This is a genomic window from Micromonospora haikouensis (assembly GCF_900091595.1).
Lineage (GTDB): Bacteria > Actinomycetota > Actinomycetes > Mycobacteriales > Micromonosporaceae > Micromonospora > Micromonospora haikouensis.
Genome location: NZ_FMCW01000043.1, coordinates 13,037 through 30,850, shown reverse-complemented (window position 1 = coordinate 30,850; position 17,814 = coordinate 13,037). Strand labels below are relative to the sequence as shown.

16 protein-coding genes are annotated in these 17,814 nt (G+C 74.2%); 2 read left to right on the top strand and 14 right to left on the bottom strand.

All coding sequences use genetic code 11. The features are described 5' to 3' along the window. Positions 1-56: 56 nt before the first annotated feature. Positions 57-773: a glycosyltransferase family 2 protein gene (locus GA0070558_RS29870; protein ID WP_091286063.1), complete on the bottom strand. Its 717-nt coding sequence runs from the start codon at positions 771-773 to the stop codon at positions 57-59. Next, positions 770-1,573, bottom strand: coding sequence for a YdcF family protein (locus GA0070558_RS29865; RefSeq protein ID WP_256092208.1), 804 nt, complete (start codon positions 1,571-1,573; stop codon positions 770-772). The genes GA0070558_RS29870 and GA0070558_RS29865 overlap by 4 nt, the downstream gene beginning before the upstream one ends. Positions 1,574-1,733: 160 nt before the next feature. Between GA0070558_RS29865 and GA0070558_RS29860 the strand changes: the two genes are divergently transcribed. Beyond that, a complete protein-coding gene (locus tag GA0070558_RS29860) occupies positions 1,734-3,848 on the top strand; it encodes a cellulase family glycosylhydrolase (protein WP_439709652.1) in 2,115 nt (704 codons plus the stop codon). A gap of 134 nt (positions 3,849-3,982) precedes the next feature. Here GA0070558_RS29860 and GA0070558_RS29855 read toward each other — a convergent pair whose 3' ends face one another. The 7 genes from GA0070558_RS29855 to GA0070558_RS29825 form a co-directional block, all read right to left on the bottom strand. After that, on the bottom strand, positions 3,983-4,588 hold the full coding sequence (locus GA0070558_RS29855; protein ID WP_176734440.1) for a hypothetical protein: 606 nt from the start codon (positions 4,586-4,588) through the stop codon (positions 3,983-3,985). Positions 4,589-4,618: 30 nt separating this feature from the next. After that, on the bottom strand, positions 4,619-5,815 hold the full coding sequence (locus GA0070558_RS29850; protein WP_091286060.1) for an ABC transporter permease: 1,197 nt from the start codon (positions 5,813-5,815) through the stop codon (positions 4,619-4,621). Next, on the bottom strand, positions 5,812-6,552 hold the full coding sequence (locus tag GA0070558_RS29845; RefSeq protein ID WP_091286056.1) for an ABC transporter ATP-binding protein: 741 nt from the start codon (positions 6,550-6,552) through the stop codon (positions 5,812-5,814). The genes GA0070558_RS29850 and GA0070558_RS29845 overlap by 4 nt, the downstream gene beginning before the upstream one ends. Continuing rightward, the gene (locus GA0070558_RS29840; RefSeq protein ID WP_091286053.1) at positions 6,552-7,760 is read right to left on the bottom strand and encodes an efflux RND transporter periplasmic adaptor subunit; all 1,209 of its coding nucleotides are present in this window, start codon (positions 7,758-7,760) and stop codon (positions 6,552-6,554) included. Before GA0070558_RS29840 ends, GA0070558_RS29845 begins: the two co-directional genes overlap by 1 nt. Before the next feature lie 46 nt (positions 7,761-7,806). Continuing rightward, entirely contained in the window at positions 7,807-9,456 is a 1,650-nt protein-coding gene (locus GA0070558_RS29835) for a sensor histidine kinase (protein ID WP_256092207.1), read from the bottom strand. Then, positions 9,453-10,217 carry a response regulator transcription factor gene (locus GA0070558_RS29830; RefSeq protein ID WP_091286088.1) on the bottom strand — a complete coding sequence of 255 codons (765 nt, stop codon included), beginning with the start codon at positions 10,215-10,217 and terminating at the stop codon, positions 9,453-9,455. The genes GA0070558_RS29835 and GA0070558_RS29830 overlap by 4 nt, the downstream gene beginning before the upstream one ends. An 85-nt stretch (positions 10,218-10,302) precedes the next feature. Beyond that, a complete protein-coding gene (locus GA0070558_RS29825; RefSeq protein ID WP_091286050.1) occupies positions 10,303-11,559 on the bottom strand; it encodes an efflux RND transporter periplasmic adaptor subunit in 1,257 nt (418 codons plus the stop codon). Positions 11,560-11,750: 191 nt separating this feature from the next. Here GA0070558_RS29825 and GA0070558_RS29820 point away from each other — a divergent pair, with 191 nt between their 5' ends. Further along, a complete protein-coding gene (locus tag GA0070558_RS29820) occupies positions 11,751-12,350 on the top strand; it encodes a hypothetical protein (RefSeq protein WP_091286047.1) in 600 nt (199 codons plus the stop codon). A 41-nt stretch (positions 12,351-12,391) separates the two neighbouring features. Here GA0070558_RS29820 and GA0070558_RS29815 read toward each other — a convergent pair whose 3' ends face one another. From GA0070558_RS29815 to GA0070558_RS29795, 5 genes are all read right to left on the bottom strand, one after another. Then, positions 12,392-13,114: a hypothetical protein gene (locus GA0070558_RS29815; protein ID WP_141722365.1), complete on the bottom strand. Its 723-nt coding sequence runs from the start codon at positions 13,112-13,114 to the stop codon at positions 12,392-12,394. 122 nt (positions 13,115-13,236) lie between these two features. Next, a complete protein-coding gene (locus tag GA0070558_RS29810; RefSeq protein WP_091286040.1) occupies positions 13,237-14,394 on the bottom strand; it encodes a serine hydrolase domain-containing protein in 1,158 nt (385 codons plus the stop codon). A gap of 3 nt (positions 14,395-14,397) precedes the next feature. Next, a complete protein-coding gene (locus GA0070558_RS29805) occupies positions 14,398-15,225 on the bottom strand; it encodes a carbohydrate ABC transporter permease (RefSeq protein WP_043963505.1) in 828 nt (275 codons plus the stop codon). Beyond that, positions 15,222-16,181, bottom strand: a complete 960-nt coding sequence (locus GA0070558_RS29800) for a carbohydrate ABC transporter permease (protein WP_077937884.1) — start codon at positions 16,179-16,181, stop codon at positions 15,222-15,224. Before GA0070558_RS29800 ends, GA0070558_RS29805 begins: the two co-directional genes overlap by 4 nt. Beyond that, positions 16,178-17,539, bottom strand: a complete 1,362-nt coding sequence (locus tag GA0070558_RS29795) for an ABC transporter substrate-binding protein (RefSeq protein WP_091286037.1) — start codon at positions 17,537-17,539, stop codon at positions 16,178-16,180. The genes GA0070558_RS29800 and GA0070558_RS29795 overlap by 4 nt, the downstream gene beginning before the upstream one ends. Positions 17,540-17,814: the final 275 nt, after the last annotated feature.

Below are 17,814 nucleotides of genomic sequence, written 5' to 3'. Positions count from 1 at the left end.
GCCTGCCCGCCCCCACATGGTTCTACGGCGGGCGGGGGAAGGAGGGGCGAACGGGCCTATCGGCGGGGACGGGACGGGGCGAGCAGCGCCGACGCGGCGAAGCGCAGCAGCGGCAGGTAGATCCGGGCGGAGTCGCGCAGCGCCCCGAAGTGCGAGGAGGCGTTGTCCGCCAGGTAGGTGGTGGCGACGACGGTCTGCCGGACGGGGTGGCCGTCGCGCGCCGCGTGGAGCAGGACGTTCATCTCGTACTCGAAGCGTTCGCCGGGCACCGCGAGCAGCCAGTCGAGCAGGCCGCGCGGGTACGCCCGCAGGCCGGTCTGGGTGTCGTGGACCCCGACGCCGGTGGCGGCCCGGAACAGCAGCCCGGTGACGCCGTTGCCGATCCTGCTGCGCAGCGGCACCGTGCCGTCGAACCGGCGTACCCCCAGCACTATCGCGCCGTCGCCGTCGCCGTCGGGCAGGGCGCGGGCGACGCGCAGGATGTCGGCGACCCGGTGCTGCCCGTCGGCGTCGGCGCAGACCACGTCGTGCCCGGGATAGGCCCGGGCGACGTGCCGGAACCCGGTCTTCAGGGCCGTGCCCCTGCCCCGGTTGGACCCGTGGCGCAGGACGTCGCCGCCGAGCCGGCGCGCCGCGTCGAGGACCGGGTCCGAGGCCGGGGAGCTGCCGTCGTCGACCACGACGACGGGCACGTCGGGGGCGGCGTCGCGCAGCTCGCCGAGGAGGTCGGGCAGCCGCTGTCCCGGCTCGTACACCGGCACGAGGACGATCATGGGGTCCGCCTGTTCTTCGTGACGGCGGTCGATCCGCCGGCGACCGTCCTGTACCCCGTCGGGGCGTCCGCGTCACCTCCCGTCGGCCGCCGGGCGGAGGGCCGCCCGCCCGCCGGGGCCCGACGGGTGCCGCGGCGGGCCCGGTGCAGCAGCGCGACCATCGCCCGCTCGCGGCGCAGCAGGCCCGCCGGTTCGCGGACGCCGAGGAACCACAGCCGGCACGCCATGCGTACGGCGCCCTCCGGCCACCATCCGGGCGCGGGCTCCCCACCGGTGGCGGGCACGTCGAGCAGCGCCCCGCCGCGCAGCCCGAGCGCCCGGCGGGCGAGGTAGCGGACCCGGGGCAGGTGCCAGGTGTGCGAGACGATGCCCAGCGGGTGGTGCCGGTCGAAGGCGTGGCCGGCGAGCAGCCCGTCGGCGGCGGTGCGCAGGAGGTTCTCCAGGGTGCTGCGTGAGCGGGCCTCGGCGCGCAGGTCGGCGTGCCGGTCGAGGCCGGCCGCGAGCGCCTCGCGGAGCATCAGGTCGGCCTCGCGCCACCCGGCCGGTGGCGGGGCGGCCCCCTCGGCGGCCTCGGCCCAGCCGCCGGTGAACACGATCCTCGGCCGCCGGCCCCGCTGGGCGGCGGCCGCGAAGGCCGCCTCGTTGGCGGCGACGTAGTCGCGGGCGGCCCGGACCCGCGCGAGGCTGGCCGGGGTGAGCGCCCAGGTCCCCCCGGCGGCGGGCAGCACGCCGCGCCCGAGGACCACGAGCACGGTGGCGGTCGGCGGCAGGTGCCCTCCCCTCTGCGACGTACCGGGCAAGCCTAGCCAGGCGTCGGGCCACCTGCGGCATAGCCGCTCACCGATTGACAAAGTTTAGGGTCCAAACTTAATCTGCCCGTCCGACGGGCGTCACGTGCGCGTTCCCGACGCCCTGCCCACCCCCCCATCATGCGGCGGCATCTTCCCGGCAAGGAGTGTCATGATCGGCACACGAGGCACCACCCGACGGACCCGATGGCGGGTCGGCGCGTTCACCAGCGCGGTCACGATGCTGCTGGCCGCCGTCGGCGTCCTGGTCGCGGGCACCGCGCAGGCGGCGGCGGGCTGCGCGGTGACGTACCAGGTCAGCAGCCAGTGGCAGGGCGGGTTCGGCGCGAACGTGAACGTGACCAACCTCGGCGACGCGATCAACGGCTGGCGCCTGACCTGGACGTTCCCCGCCGGGCAGCGGGTGACCCAGGCGTGGAACGCCACCGTCACCGCCGCCGGCGACGACGTCACCGCCGCCAACGTCGGCTACAACGCCGCCATCGCCACCAACGCGTCGGTCTCCTTCGGCTTCAACGGCTCGTGGTCCGGCACGAACCCGAGCCCCACCTCCTTCGCGCTCAACGGGGTCGCCTGCACCGGCGGCGTCGGCCCGACCACGGCCCCGCCGACCAGCACGCCCCCCACCACGCCGCCGCCGACCACTCCCCCGCCCACGACGCCCCCGCCGGCCGGCGACGCGATGGCGGCCGTGGCCGCGATGCAGCCCGGCTGGAACCTCGGCAACTCCCTCGACGCCGTCGGCGCCGACGAGACCGCCTGGGGCAACCCGCGCATCACCGAGGCGCTGCTGGACAACGTGAAGGCGCAGGGCTTCAAGAGCGTCCGCATCCCGGTCACCTGGAGCGCGCACCTGGGCGGCGCGCCCAACTACCCGATCGAGGCGGCGTACCTGAACCGGGTCAAGGAGGTGGTCGACTGGGCGCTCGCCGACGACCTCTACGTGATGATCAACATTCACCACGACTCGTGGCAGTGGATCAACACCATGCCCACCGACCGGACCACCGTGCTGGCCAAGTACAACGCGATCTGGACCCAGCTGGCGAGCACGTTCCGCGGCTCGTCGCCGAAGCTGGTGTTCGAGAGCGTCAACGAGCCGCAGTTCACCGGCAGCTCCGGCGACGCCCAGAACGCCACCCTGCTGGCCGAGCTCAACACGTCGTTCCACCGCATCGTGCGCGCCTCCGGCGGCAACAACGCCACCCGCCTGCTGGTGCTGCCCACCCTGCACACCTCGTCGGAGCAGGCCCGCATCGACGAACTGGTCGCCACGTTCAACGCGCTCAACGACCGCAACCTCATCGCGACCGTCCACTACTACGGCTACTGGCCCTTCAGCGTGAACGTCGCCGGGGGCACCCACTTCGACGCCACCGCCCAGAAGGACCTCACCGACTCCTTCGACCGGGTGTACGACGCCTTCGTCGCCAAGGGCATCCCCGTCATCGTCGGCGAGTACGGCCTGCTCGGCTTCGACCGGCACACCGGCACCATCGAGCAGGGCGAGAAGCTGAAGTTCTTCGAGTACTTCGGCCACTACGCGCGGGCCAGGAAGCTCACCACCATGCTGTGGGACAACGGGCAGCACCTCGGCCGGACCTCGTTCCAGTGGAGCGACCCGGAGCTGATCGCCCAGATCAAGTCGAGCTGGACCACCCGCTCCGGCACCGCCTCGTCGGACCTGGTGTTCAACGCCAAGGCCAGCGCCATCAGCGCCAAGACCCTCACCCTGAACCTCAACGGCACCACGTTCCAGGGCCTGCGGCAGGGCAGCACCGACCTGGTCCAGGGCACCGACTACACCGTCAGCGGCAGCCAGCTCACCCTGACGGCGGCCGCGCTGACCCGGCTGACCGGCAGCCGGGCGTACGGGGTCAACGCGACCCTGCACGCGCGGTTCTCGGCGGGCGTGCCGTGGCGCATCAACATCATCACCTACGACCGGCCGGTCCTGGGCAACGCGACCGGCACCACCAGCGCGTTCGCCATCCCGACCCAGTTCCGGGGCGACCAGCTCGCCACCATGGAGGCGAAGTACGCCGACGGCAGCAACGCCGGCCCGCACGACTGGACGCCGTTCAAGGAGTTCGACGTCACGTTCCAGCCCGACTACACCGGCAGCTCCATCGCCCTGACCCCGGACTTCTTCGCCGCGGTCACCGACAACGCCCCGGTCACGCTCACCTTCCACTTCTGGAGCGGCGAGAAGGTCACCTACCAGGTGACCCGCTCGGGCAGCACCGTCACCGGCACCACCGCCTGATCGACCGCCAGCAGGCTCGCGGGCCCGGTCCCACCCACGCTCGCCGTGGACGGGGGCCGGGCCCGCGAGTCGGCGCGCCGACCGGAGGAGGACGGTCCGCGCGCCCGTGGTGGGTCGTTCGGCCGGCGGTGGACTCAGCCGCCGGCGGTGACGGAGGTGGCGGTCATGGCGTTGTCCGTGAGCGCGCCGCCCTGCACCGTCACCTTCTGGCCGCTCTTGAGCGCCGACAGCTTGCTGGCCTTCGTGGTCCGTACAGCGGTGTCGTCGGTGGTGCGGACCGTGACCACGGTGCCGTCGGCGGTCTCGACGTAGAGGGTGTCACCGTCGACGAGCGTCACCGTGCCGGTGGTGGTGCCCGCCGTCGCGCTCGCGCTCGGCTGCCCGGCCTGCCCGGTCAAGCCCTGGCCGCGGCCCATCCCGGCCGCCCCGCTGGGCAGGCCCGCCGGGAACCCCCCGGAGCGTGCCGCACCACCGGTCGCCGCCGGCTCGCCCCACCTCTGCTGCACCTGCACCCCGCCGAGGAAGCCGGCGACGACGAGCACGAGCGCGCCGAGGACCAGCGTGCCCCGGTTCCACCATCGGCGCGGGGCGGCCGCGGCCAGCGCGGCGGTGAGGTCGTCGTCGGGTCCCGCGGCGGTCGGCGACGCGACGGCGCGGTCGTCGTCCGGCTCCGCCGGCCCGCCCGGTGCCGAGGCGCCGCCGCCGACCCGGGCGAAGACGACGGTGTCGCTGTTGTCCATGTTCGGTCCTTGCCTGTCGGACATGCTGGCCTACTCGTAGCGCAGGGCGTCGATGGGACGCAGCCGGGCCGCCCGGGCGGCCGGCAGACCGCCGAAGAAGAGGCCGATCGCGATGGAGACGCCGAGGGCCAACGCGACGGAGCTGGGCACGATCACGGGCCGGACACCGACGATGGTGAACCGGGAGCCGAGCAGCGCGGCGGCCACCCCGAGCGCCCCGCCGAGGAGGCTCAGCAGCGTCGCCTCGATCAGGAACTGGGTCAGCACGGTCCGACGGCGGGCGCCGAGCGCCTTGCGGATGCCGATCTCCCGGGTCCGTTCGGTGACGGTCACGAGCATGATGTTGGTGATCCCGATGCCGCCGACCAGCAGGCTGATCGCGGCGACCGCGCCGAGCAGCGTGGTGAAGGTGTCGGCGGTCTCGGTCTGGGTCTGCAACAGCTGCGCGGCGTTCTGGATCCGGTACGGCGCGCTGCTCGACCCGGTCGTCGTGGGCAGCCGCTGGGCGAGCACCGCGGAGATCTGGTCCTGCACGGCGTCCACCTCACCAGGGTCGGCCGCCTCGACGAGGATCGAGCTGATCGGCCCGTACCCGGTGAGGACCTCCCGTACGGCGCTCAGCGGCGCGACGGCGGTGTCGTTGGCGTCCTGGAACCCGGTCGAGGACTTCGCCGCGAGCACCCCCACCACGGTGAACAGCGCGCCGCCGACGGTGACCTGCCGGCCGATCGGGTCGACGCCGGTGAACAGCTCGTCGGCGACGGTCTGCCCGATGACGACCACCCGGTGGGCCTGCGCCTCGTCGTCGGCGGTGAACGCGGCGCCGTCGGCCACCGGCGAGTTGGCCGCGGTGAACCAGCTCGGCCGGGTGCCCACGAACTGCGACACCTCGTGGTCGGCACCCTCGTACGTCACCGTCGTGGAGGTGCTGGCCAGCGGGGACACCGAACGGACGCCGGGGGCGAGCACCGGGTCGGCGAGCGCGTCGGCGACCTCGACGGTCAGGCCGCCCGTGCCCGAGCTCCGGTTGGTGCTGGTGACGGTGAGGGTGTTGGTGCCCAGCGCCTCGATCCGGCTGGTGATCGCCTGGGCGGAGCCGTTGCCCACGGCGACCAGCAGGATCACCGCCGCGACGCCGATGAGGATGCCCAGCATGGTCAGCGCCGAGCGCAGCTTGTTGGCGGCCACGCCGCGCAGGGCGAACCGGATGGTCTCGGTGACGGTCATCGGGCGGCCCCCGCCGCATGCCGGCCGGTGAGGTCCTGGCGCTCGTCGGAGCGGACCCGGCCGTCGAGGAGCCGGATCAGCCGCCGGGCCCGGTCGCCGACCTCCGGCTCGTGGGTGATCAGGACGATCGTCCGGCCGGCGGCGTTGAGCTGGTCGAACACCGCCAGGATGTCCTCGGTGGAGCGGCTGTCCAGGTTTCCGGTGGGCTCGTCGGCGAGCACCAGCGCGGGTTCGGTGACCAGCGCGCGGGCGACCGCGACCCGCTGCTGCTGCCCGCCGGAGAGCTGGTTGGGGAAGTGGCCGGCGCGGTCGGCCAGCCCCACCGCGTCCAGCGCGGCGAGCGCCCGCCGCCGCCGCTGCGCCGCCCGCACGCCCGCGTACGCCAGCGGCAGTTCGACGTTGGCGACCGCGCTGGTGCGCGGGATCAGGTTGAACGCCTGGAAGACGAAGCCGATGAGCCGGTTGCGCACCAGGGCGAGCTGCCGGTCCGCCAGGCGTCCGACGTCGACGCCGTCGAGCAGGTAGCTGCCGCCGGAGGGCACGTCGAGGCAGCCGATGATGTTCATCAGGGTGGACTTGCCGGAGCCGGACGAGCCCATGATGGCGACGTAGTCGCCGGCGTCCACCGTCAGCGACACCCCGCCCAGGGCGTGCACGGCGGCGGGGCCCTCCCCGTACACCTTGGTCAGCGCGCGGACGTCCAGGACCGGACGGCGCGGCGAGGTCCGGGGCTGCATCAGCGGGTCCCGGTGCCGGTGCGGGGGCCGCCCTGTCCCCCGGCGGGGGCGCCGCCCCCGCCGGTCAGGCCCCCGCCGCCGGGGAAGCCGCCACCGCCGGTCAGGCCGCCGCTGCTGCTGCCGGAGGTGGTGCTCTCGGGCAGCACGACCCGGTCCCCCTCGGTGAGCCCGGAGGTGATCTCGTAGGACTGGTCGCCGGCCAGACCGACCTGCACCCGCCGGGTCTCCTGCCCGGTGTCGGTGAGCACGGTGACGGTCCGCCGGTCGCCGCTGCCGCTCACCGCAGCCGAGTTGACCAGGAGCACGTCCTGGGCCGTGCCGGTCACGACGGCCACCTGCACGGTCTGCCCCGGCCGGGCGCCGGTGGGCAGCTCGGCGACGCTGACGGTCACCCCGTAGGTGACCACGTTGTTGGAAGTGGTGGCCTGCGGGTCGATCGCCTCCAGCTCGCCGGTGGCGGTGGCACCGTCCAGGGCGTTCCAGGTGACCGTGGCCGCCTGTCCCGCCTTGAGCCGGGTGGCGTCGGACTCGGCGATGGCGGCGGTGACCTGGAGCTTCGACAGGTCGGCGATGTCGACGAAGCCGGAGGAACCGCTCGACGACCCACCGGAGGACGACCCCGACGACCCCGACGAACCGGAGGAACCCGACGAGCCCCCGGACGAGCCGCCGACGGTGCCGTTGACGGCGACCACGGTGCCGGCCATCGGCGCGGTGAGCCGGGTGCCGGCCACCGCGGCCTCGGCCTCGTCGACGGCCAGCTCGGCCTGGGTGACCTCGTTCTCCGCCGTGGAGGTGTCGGAGCCGGCGTCCTGCGCCCGGTCCAGCGCATCCTCGGCGGCATCCAGGTTCGCCCGGGCCACGTCGAGGTCGCGTTGGGCGTCGGCCGGATCGACCTTGGCCAGCAGCTGCCCCTTGGTCACCTTCTGGCCGACAGTCACCGCGACCGAGGTGACCGTCCCGGCGGTGGCGAAGCTGGCGGTGGCGGTGGAGGCGCTCTCCAGCGAACCGTCCGCCGTGACCGTCGCGGTGACCGTGCCCCGGGAGACCTGGACCGTCCGGGTGCCGCCGGTCGCCCCGGCCTGCGCCGAGGAGTCCCCGCGCACGGAGAGCCAGGCCCCGGCGCCGCCGCCGACCAGCAGCAGGGTCAGGGCGGCGTTGACCGCCACAGGAGGCCGGCGCAGGGCGGCCGGCAGGCGTGCACGCATGCCAGGGATCCTGGCGGCCCAGCCTCGGAGGACCTTCGACGCCACCTCAGAGCTGGCTCGGAATCGGCGCCGGCCGGGAGCCGGGGTCGTGCTGGCCGGCCGGCGCGTCGCGGGCCGGCGGCGTCGGCCCCTCGCCCTGCGCCGGGGAGCCGGCGGCGGGCAGCAGTACGCGGAAGGCGGTGCCCGCGCCGGGGGCCGTGTCCAGCTCGATCCAGCCGCCGTGGGCGTACGCGATCGACGCCGCGATGCTCAGCCCGAGCCCGGAGCCGCCGCCGTCGCCCCGCCCCCGGCTCGGGTCGGCGCGGTAGAGCCGTTCGAAGACCCGGGTGGCGTGTTCGACGGGGATGCCCGGGCCGTCGTCGTGCACCTCCAGCACCGCGAGCGCGCCGGTGGGCCGGGCCGGTGCCGGGCCGGACCGGACCAGCGCACCTCCCCGGAGCGCCGGCAGCGGGGAGTCGACCACCGACGCGGCGACCCGGCCGATGCGGACGGTCACCCGCGCGCCCGGCCCGGTGTGCTGCATGGCGTTGCCGAGCAGGTTCGCGGCGACCTGACGCAGCCGGTGTTCGTCGCCGAGCACGGTCGGCGGCTCGAACGTCTCGTCGTCCTCGGCGAGGGTGGTCAACCGGATCCGCCGCCCCGGGGCCCGGGCGTGCGCGTCGCGGATGGTGTCGGCGGCGACCTCCAGCAGGTCGACCGGGCGCAGCACCGGGGTGCGGTGCCGGTCCAGCCGGGCGAGCAGGAGCAGGTCCTCGACGAGCACTCCCATCCGGGCGGCCTCGGCCTCGATGCGGCCCATCGCCTCCGCCAGCCGCGGGCCGGGCGGGGCGCCGCCGCGGCGGTACAGCTCGGCGAAGCCCCGGATCGAGGTCAGCGGGGTGCGCAGTTCGTGCGAGGCGTCGGCAACGAACTGGCGCAGCCGGCGGTCGGCTGCGGCCCGGGCGGTCATCTCCGTGCCGATGCGGTCCAGCATGAGGTTCACCGCGGCGCCGAGCCGGCCGGGCTCGGTGTGCGGGTCGGTGTCGTCCAGCCGGCGGGCCAGGTCGCCGCCGGTGATGCCCGCGACGACGCGTTCCATCCTGGTCAGCGGACGCAGCCCGAGGCGGACCACGAAGGCGGCGAGCAGGCCGAGCACGACCAGCACGCTGCCGGTCACCGCGACGTCGATGACCATGAGCCGATCGACGGTCCGCTCCGCCTCGGCCAGGGACGCGCCGAGCACCACGACCTCCCCGCCGTCGCCGGCGGACACCGCCAGCAGCCGCCACCCGTCGCCGTCGCCGTCGACGGTGTACGGGCGTCCGTCCCGGGCCCGCGCCGCCACCTCGGCCAGCGGGCCGGGATCGGGTGCGCCGGCCGTCGGCGTGCTGCTGCGCTCGGCGTCCCGGGTGCCGTCGGCCAGGTAGTGGACGACCAGCTGGTCGGGGCCGAGCCGGGCCAGCCGGCCGGGGTTGCGCGGCCCGGCCGGAGCGTCGTCGCCGGTGGAGGACCCGGCCGCGGTGCGCGGGGCGTCGGCGAACGGCCGGGCCTGGCCGGTGAGCTGCTGGTCGACCCGTTGCAGCAGGTACCCGCGCAGCAGGACCAGGCCGGCGGCGTTCGCCCCGAGCAGGGCGAGCGTGGCGAGGATCCCGACCAGGAGCACGAGCCGGGAACGCAGCGTCCAGTGCGCCCAGGGACGGACCGGCCGGCGGCTCACGCGTCGCCGCGCGGCAGCCGCAGCGTGTACCCCACTCCGCGTACGGTGTGGATCAGCGGCGGACCGAGCCGATCGATCTTGCGCCGCAGGTAGTAGACGTACGACTCGACGATGCGCCCGTCCCCGCCGAAGTCGTAGTTCCACACCCGGTCGAGGATCTGCGCCTTGCTCACCACCCGCCCCGCGTTGGCGAGCAGGAAGTGCAGCAGCCGGAACTCCGTCGGCGACAGGTCGACCGGTCGCCCGGCCCTGCGCACCTCGTGCGCGTCGTCGTCGAGTTCCAGGTCGGCGTAGCGCAGGGCGGCCGGGGGCGGGGGTGCCGGCGGCGCGGCCGGGGACGGCTCCGGGTGGCTACGCCGCAGGATGGCCCGGATGCGCAGCACCACCTCCTCCAGGCTGAACGGCTTGGCCACGTAGTCGTCCGCGCCGACGACCAGCCCGGTGACCCGGTCGTCGACGGTGTCCCGCGCGGTGAGGAAGAGCACCGGCACCGGGCGACCGGCCGCCCGCAGCCGGCGGGCGACCTCGAAGCCGTCGAGGTCGGGCAGCATCACGTCGAGGACCACCAGATGCGGGTCGAACTCCTCCACCAGGGCCAGCGCCGCCCGGCCGCTGGCGGCGACCCTGGTCTCGTACGCGACGAGCCCCAGGGTGACCGCGAGCAGCGTGGAGATGTTCGGTTCGTCGTCGACCACGAGCACCCGGGCGGCGCACGCGCCGTCGAGGGCCGTCGCGGTCCGCCCGGTCGGTGGCCGGAGAATGTCGGTAGGCACTGCCACTGCCTACCGGACGGGTCTCCACGCCCACTGTGCCGAACCTGTGATCCCGCTGTCACCAGGCCCGCTGTCACCAGGAGCGGAGCACCAACTCACCGACGGTGAGGCCGGAGGTGATCTCGGTGTACTGACCACCGCGCAACCCGATGGTGACCGTGCGTGTCGCACCCTCGACGCCCACCCGGACGGTCCCGGTGCGGTCGGCGACCTCGTGCACCGCCGTGGAGGGCACCCGCAGCGCGTCCTGCGCCGCTGCGGTCTGCACGGTGACCGCGGCGCTCTGCCCGACGAGCAGGTCCTGGGGCGCGTCGGCGAAGGAGAGCACGACACCGTAGCGGACCAGGGTGCCGTCGCTGCTGCCGACGGGGTCGACCTGGACGACGGTCGCCGGGAAGGTGCTGTCGGGCCGGTCGGGGAGGGTGAGCGCGGCGCTCTGCCCGACGGCCAGGGCCACCGCGTCGGCCTCGGGGAACTTGGCCTCGACCTGCATGGCGAACGTGTCGGCGAGGGTGATGAAGGTGCTGCCCCGGCCGACCTCGCTGCCCACCTTCCCCGCGACGGACAGCACGGTGCCACGGATCGGCGCGGTGATCGTGGCACCGGCCAGCGCGTCCTGCGCGTCGGCGAGGCTGGCCTCGGCCTGGTTGACCCGCCGCTGCGCCTGCAGGATCGGGTCGGTGCCCCCGCCGCTGGCGGAACAGGAGCCGCCCTGGGTGGACGCCGACGGGCGTGCCGACCCGCCGCCGGTGGCCGTCGGGCCGGACGTCGGGCCGGCGGTGGTGGGCGAGGCGGAGGGGGTCGGGGAGCTGGCGGAGGCGGTGGGCGTCGGCGTGATGGCGGTCGCCGTGGGCGAACTCCAGGCGACCGGTCGCACGCCGGAGCCGGAGCTGCCGGTCGAGCAGTCCGACGTCGCCGCGTCGTCCGCCGACTCGCGTGCCTGGGTGAGCGTGTCACGCGCCTCGGCCAGGTCGGCCTCGGCCTCGTCCACCGCCTCGGCGGCGGTGGCGACGTCCTCGTCGGCGACGGCGGCCAGCCGCTGCCCCGCCCGCACCACGTCGCCCGCCCGCACGGAGACGGTCTGCACCGTTCCGGCGACGGTGAAGCTCAGGGCGCGGGTGGTCGCCGGCGCGACGGTGCCCGAGGTGGCCACCTCGACGGCGACAGCGCCCCGGTCGACGGCCACGGTGGCCGGCCGGGCGGTCGTCGGCTCGGCGGTCGTGGTCAGGGCCCACGCGCCGCCCGCACCGAGCAGGAGCAGGGCGACGCCGCCCGCCACGCCCCGGCGTACGCGCCGGGTACGCCACCGTCGTTTCAGGCCGTCTCCCATGGGTGGCCAGTCTGCACACCCCTGCTCGTCGCCGGCTCGGCCTCAGCTCGGAGTTGACTGGGAACGGCCGGGCTCGGGCGGTCGGATTCCGAGCCAACTCCGAGCCAGGGCCGAGCCGCCGGTGAGGTGGCCCCGGTTACCTGGATGGGCCCCTTACCTGGACGGGCCCCGGAGAAGGTCGAGGAGTTCGCATGTCGCTGTCTGGAAAGGGCCGCCTGTTCGCGGCCACGCTTACCGTCGTCGCCCTGTCACTGTCGGCCGCCTGCAGCGGCTCGGACGACGCGGCCACGTCGGCCGGCGACAGCGCGCAGAGCAGCCAGAACGGCTTCGCCGCGTACCAGGAATGCCTGCAGGACAACGGCGTCACCCTGCCGTCGGCCGGCGCGGGCGACGCGCGGCCGTCCAGCGCCCCGACGGCCCGGCCCTCCGGCGATCCCTCCGGTGGCCCCACCGTGCGTCCCTCGGCCCGACCGGACGCCTCGGCGGGCGCGGGACGCGGCGGACCGGGCATGGGACGCCCCGACGGCGTCGACGAGGCCACGTGGGAGAAGGCGCAGGAGGCGTGCGCGTCGGTGCGGCCCAGCGGCGGGCCGGGCGGCGCCGGCGGACCGGGCGCGCGGCCGAGCGGTTCGGGTGCCCCGAACGGCGGGCAGGGCGACGGCCGCAGCGCGGCCTACCGCACCTGCCTGAGCAACCGGGGCGTCGACCCCGACGACCTCGACTCCGACGACACGAAGACGGCGGAGGCACTGTCCGCGTGTGCGGCGGTCAGCCCGTCGCCGGCGTCCTGAGCCGTTTCTTCTGGCCGTCGGGCGCCGCACCCGCCCGGCGGTCAGGAGAGGCGCTCGACCGTGACGGGAAGCAGCCCCCGCATCCGTAGCGTCGTGGTCAGCTCCCGCAGGACCGGCCGGATGGCCCCGTCCCGGCTGCCGGCCAGGTCGGCGGTCAGGTCCAGGCACCACGGGCCACCACCACCGATGCGGCGCAGGTGCCAGGTGAACTCGTCGTCGCCGACCCGGCGACGGGCGACGCCGACGACCCGGGCCCGTGGGTCGGCCACGTCACCGGTGACGGTCATCCGCCCGGTGTCCCGCAGGTGCGCCAGGCCGTCCGGCCCCAGCACGTCGACGAACAGGACCCGGTAGACCCGGGTCGCGTGGAACCCGGCGGTGATCCCGGTGGTGCCGAGGGACAGCGGTGCCGTGGCCAGCGGCTCGGCGTCGTGGAAGTGGCCGCGCAGCGCCCCCTCGTCGGGCAGTTCGCCGCCGCCGAGCTCGCGGTAGGCGGCCCCGCACTCGCGCCGGGTGACGGCGACCACGCGGTTGCGCAGGGCGGCGTCGAGGCGCATGGTCCGGCTGAAGTCCGCCGAGCTCCACCAGCCGCCGTCCTGCGGGGTCCACGCGGCGCTGTGCAGGCGCACCGCCGAGTGGTCCGCCGCGAACACGAACTCCTCGACGACCACGCCCTCCGGCCGGCCGCGCGGCTCGCCGCCGGCCGGGCCCGGATGGACCAGGTAGTAGTCCAGGGCGGTCGACCCACCCTCCCCCACGCTCATCGCGCCATTGTGGACCCCGCGGCCGCCCCGTCCGGGCCGACCCGCCGCCCGGCACCCGACGGGTCGGCGCGGGCCGACGGATCGGGCCGGACGGTGTCCGCGTTGCCGTACCCGGTGCAGGGTCAGCCCTCCAGGCACCGGCGCACGGCGGCGACCAGCCGGTCGCCCCGCTCGTCGTCCACCCCGCCCATCTGGTTGACCACGTACGCGAAGCCCACCTCGTGGGCGTCGTCGCCGAAGGCCACGTGGCCGCCCGCGCCGTCGTGGCCGAAGCTGCGCGCGCCCAGCAGCGGCCGGGCCGGCGGGGAGTCCAGCAGGAAGCCGGTCCCCCAGCGCTGCCCCCCGTCCGGCGGCCCGTAGCGCTGCTGGCCCCAGACCCGGGGCGTGGTCGCGTCGTCGACCGACGCGGCGGTGAGCAGGCGCGGGCCACCGCCGACGTCGGACACGGCGGCGGCGTAGAGCCGGGCCAGGCCCTCGGCGGTGCTGACCGCGCCGGCCCCCGGGATCCCGGCGGCCTGGATGACCGGGTCGTTGAAGCTGACCAGGCCCTCGTCGTCGGCCGGGAAGGGATAGGCGCCGTTCATGGTCAGCCCCCGCTCGGCGACCGGGTCCGGGGCCGGCACCGCACCGGGCGGCGGCGCCAGCATCCAGGCCACCGCGGCACGCGCGGCGTCGGGAAGGCCGATCCAGGTACGCAGGCCGAGCGGGTCGGCGAGCGCGGCGCGGAAGAACGCGCCGGGCAGTTGCCCGGTGACCCGGCGGATCACCTCGCCGACCAGCCAGCCGTAGGTCATCGCGTGGTAGCTGTGCGCGGTGCCCGGCGGCCAGAGCGGCGGCTGCGCCTCGATCGCCTCGATCACCGGCGTCCAGGCGACCACGTCCGCGCGGGTCAGCGGCCGGTCCAGGGCCGGCAGGCCGGCCTGGTGGGTGAACAGCCAGCGCACCGGGATCCCGTCCTTGCCGTGCTGGCCGAACTCGGGCCAGTACCGGGTGACGGGGGCGTCCAGGTCGAGGCGGCCCTGCTGGACCAGCAGGTACGCGCAGACCGCCAGGATCCCCTTGGTGCAGGAGAAGACGACCGCCGGGGTGTCGGCGGCCCACCGGCGGCCGGAGCGCGGGTCGGCGAGCCCGCCGTACAGGTCGACGACCTTGCGGCCCCGCACGTAGAGGGCGACCGCGGCGCCCACGTCGCCGCGCGCGGTGAAGTTGTCCCGGAAGACGTCGACGACCGGGCCGAAGCCCTCGTCGGCGTCGCCGTGGACCGGTGCAGGCGTCGTCACGCGCTATCCCTTCAGCGATCCCTGGATGAGGGCCTTGATGAACTGGCGTTGGAAGATCAGGAACACGATGAGGGTGGGGGTGAGGATGAGCAGGGAGCCGGCGCACAGCAGCACCAGATCCGTCCCCCACTGCCCCTGGAACGCCCCGAGCGCGCCGGCCATGGTGCGTTTCGTGGCGTCGTCGACGAGCACGATGGCGAGCAGGAACTGGTTCCAGGTCCACAGGAACAGCAGGATGGTCAGCGACGCGATGGCGGGCCGCGCCAGCGGCACGTGGACGCGCCAGAACAACTGCCAGGTGTTGCTGCCGTCGACCCGCGCCGCCTCGGAGAGCTCCTTGGGCACGGTGGCGAAGTGCGCCCGCATCCAGAACACCGAGAACGGCATGTACAGGCCGATCAGCGGCAGGATGATCGCCCACCGGGTGTTGAGCAGGCCGAGGTCGCGCATCTGGTAGTACAGCGGGGTGACCACGGCCTCGAAGGGCAGGGTCAGGCCGAGCAGCAGCAGGCCGAAGGCGATCCGGCCGCCGGGCACCCGCAGGTGGCCCAGCCCGAATCCGGCCATCGTGGCGATGACCACGCCGATCGGCACGACCCCGACGACGATCAGCAGGCTGGAGCGCAGCAGCGCGCCCATGTTGGCGGCGGTGAACGCGTCGGCGAAGTTGCCCCACTGCGGGTCCGCCGGCCAGGCCAGTCCGGTGGGGACGGTGCCGCGCGGCTGCAACGCCGCCGACAGCATGCTCAGGAACGGCAGCAGCGTGACGACGACCAGCGCGATCAGGAAGATCCGGCCGGTCAGTCGCTCGCTGCGGCTGGTGAGGTTCATGCCTTGTCCTCCCGGGTCAGCCGCTGGATCGGCAGCACGCAGGCCAGCACCAGCACCATGAGCACCACCGACAGCGCGGAGGCCAGCCCGACCTGCCGCTGGGAGAAGGCGAGCCGGTAGATCTCCAGGCCGGGCACGGTGGTCTGGATGCCGGGGCCGCCGCTGGTGGAGATGTAGACGATGTCGAAGCTGGCCAGGGCGGCGATGATGGTCACGGTCAGGCAGACACCGACCTCCTGGCGCAGGCTCGGCAGGGTGACGGCGAAGAACTCCCGCACCGGTCCGGCGCCGTCGATGCGGGCCGCCTCGTACAGCGCCGGGTCGATCTTGCTCATGCCGGTGACGAGCAGGATCGTGCACAGGCCGAGCATCACCCAGGTGCCGATCACGCCCACCGCGGGCAGCGCCGTGTCGAACTCGCCGAGCCAGGCCCGGGTGACCCCGCCCAGGCCGACCGCCCGCAGCACCTGGTTGACCAGGCCGTCGGTGGACAGCAGCCAGCTCCACGCGATGCCGGCCGCGACGAGGGGGATCACCTGCGGCAGGAACAGCACGGTACGCACCACGGTGCCGAACGGGCCGCCGCTCATCCGGCGCACGAGGCTGGCGACCAGCAGCCCGAGGGCGACCGGGACGAAGCTGAAGAAGACGATCAGGACGAACGCGTTCCCGATGATCTTCAGCAGGTCGCTGTCGGTGAACACGGTCAGGTAGTTGGTCAGCCCGACCCACTCGGCCTGGCCGATGCCGTTCCAGCGGTACAGCGAGTACTGCATCGTGAGCAGCAGCGGACGCAGCACGAAGAACCCGTACATGAGCAGGGCCGGCAGGACCCACAGCCAGCCGAGCCACCCGGCCGTGCGGCCCCGCCGCCTCCGGCGGGGCCGCACGGGTGACTGCCGGTCCGCGCCGCCGGTCGGGACACCAGCGGCGGTGCCGCCGACGGCAGCGGTCATCGGGACAGTTCCTTCTCGTACTCGGCCTGGACCGCCTTCACGTACCCCTCGGGGGTCTGCTGCCCGGCGATCAGCTTCTGCAGCTCGGGGGTGATCGCCGCGGCGAAGATGCCGCCGGTGGCGTTCGCGGTGAAGTCGACCGCGCCGTTCTCCGCGCCGAGCTGCTGCGACGCCTTGAGCGTCTCGGCCAGCACGGTGCCCTCGGTGACGGGCGGCAGGGACAGCTCGGCGGGACCGCCGGGGCTGGACCCGCCGACCTTCACGGAGATCTCCCGGGCCTTGGCGTCGGTGTGCGCCCAGTTCAGGAAGTACGCGGCGGCGTCCGGGTTCTTGGCCCGGGCACCGATGCCGAAGGTGTTCGGCGCGGACATCGCGACGTGCTTGCCGCCGGCGGCCTCGGTCGGGAACAGGAAGAAGCCCGCGTTGCCGGCCATGTTCTTGTCGAGGTTGCCCGACTCCCAGTCGCCGTTGAACATGAACAGGCCGCCGCCCTTGGTGAAGTCGCCGACCATGGTGGCGTAGTCCAGGGCGTTGGCGTCCTTGGTGAAGTAGCCGGCCTTGGCCCACCGCTGGATGGTCTCGGTGGCCTTCAGCGCGGCGGGGGTGTCGAAGGTGGCACCGGGCTTCTGGAAGATCCAGTCCGCGATCTGGGCCGGGTCGCCGAACTGGTTCTGCAGCGCCTGGTGCGGGAAGTTGATGCCCGCGGTGTTCTTGTTGAACTGCACGATCGGCTGCACGCCGGCGGCCTTGGCCTTGGCCAGCAGCTCCTCGAACTCGGCGACGGTGGCCGGGGGCTCGGTCATGCCGACCTGCTGGGCCAGCTTCTTGTTGTAGAACACCCCGGTCACGCTGTAGCCGAGGCCCAGCCCGTAGAGCGAGCCCGAGCCGCGCACCTTGCCGCCGTCGGCCAGCCGGAGCTGGACGAGCTGCGAGGCGGGGAACTTGTCCCAGCCGTAGGCCGCGACGTAGGGGTCGAGGTTCTTCAGCAGGTCGTCCTTGACCAGGTCGACCATGGTGGGCAGGCGGATGATGTCGGGCGCGTTGTCCGAGGCGAGCACCCGGGGCGCGTTCTCCGTGATCACCGTGAACTGGTCCTCGCGGATGTTGAACTTCACGTTCGGGTGCTGCTTGGTGAACTCGTCGGCCAGCGCCTTGACCAGCGGGAAGCCGGTCTCCGCGTACAGCTCCAGGGTGATCGGCCCGGTGCCGAGTTCGGTGCTGACGGGTGCGTCGGACCCGGTCGACGACGGCTGGTCCGACCCTGGTGCGCTACACGCGCTGATCACCAGGCCGGCGGCCAGGGCCGGCACCAGCAGTGCCAGGCCGCGCCGCGAGAACCTGGTCGAGAAATCCGGCACGTCAACCACTCCTTGATTTCAACGCCGCGTCACGCCGCCCGGCGGGCCGGCGCGCACCGGCCCCGACCGTGTTCGTGCCGGGACCGGGCGGCCCGCCCTGCGGGTCGCGACCGAGCCGGTCGACATGATCACGGGGAGGGTCGAGGTGCCCTTCCGCACGACCGAACGGCGCAGCTAAAATGATTTAGCAGAGCATGCGCGCGGCGCTCCGAACCTGTCAAGGACGAGTTCGCAACGACTCGGAAACGGCTGGTTCACACGTCCCGCGGCCCGTC